Raw genomic sequence first — 628 nt, forward strand, 5'->3', positions numbered from 1 at the left:
TGATCAAGATGGTCATGGCGATGCGGCACGGTGTGCTTCCCCGGACGCTGCACGCGGACGAGCCGTCGTCCCATGTGGACTGGTCGGCCGGTGCGGTGGAGCTTCTGGCCGTCGAACGCGAGTGGTCCTCGATCGAGGGACGGCCGCGTCGGGCGGGTGTCTCCTCGTTCGGCATCAGCGGCACCAACGCGCACGTGATCGTGGAACAGACCCCCGCGGACGTTCGGTCCGGGGAGGGCGAGGCCGCCTCCGGGGTGGGCGAGCCGCCGGTCGTGCCGCTCGTGCTCTCGGCGATGGCGGACGGGGCACTGCGGGACCAGGCGGAGCGGCTGCTGTCGCACGCCGAAGCCCACGCCGAGGATCACAGCCTGAGTGACATGGGACTGTCGCTGGTGACCACCCGGTCCACGCTGGGTCACCGGGCGGTGGTACTGGGATCCGATCGGGCGGAGCTGCTGCGGGGCCTGGACGCGCTGGCGGCCGGTGAGGACGCTGCGCATGTCATCACCGGCACGGCGGGTGATGCCGGGAAGACCGCGTTTCTCTTCGCCGGGCAGGGGTCGCAGCGGTTGGGGATGGGCCGGGGGCTGTATGAGGCGTTCCCGGTGTTCGCGGAGGCGTTCGATGC

The 628-nt window shown here is 71.2% G+C and carries 1 protein-coding gene; it reads left to right on the forward strand.

Features of this window, described 5'->3' with window-relative positions; genetic code table 11:
• Positions 1-14: 14 nt before the first annotated feature.
• Positions 15-628 (forward strand): ketoacyl-synthetase C-terminal extension domain-containing protein (locus tag IEY86_RS36045; RefSeq protein ID WP_308425220.1); only part of this gene is annotated, 614 nt, incomplete at its 3' end.

The organism is Wenjunlia tyrosinilytica (genome assembly GCF_014646055.1).
GTDB lineage: Bacteria > Actinomycetota > Actinomycetes > Streptomycetales > Streptomycetaceae > Wenjunlia > Wenjunlia tyrosinilytica.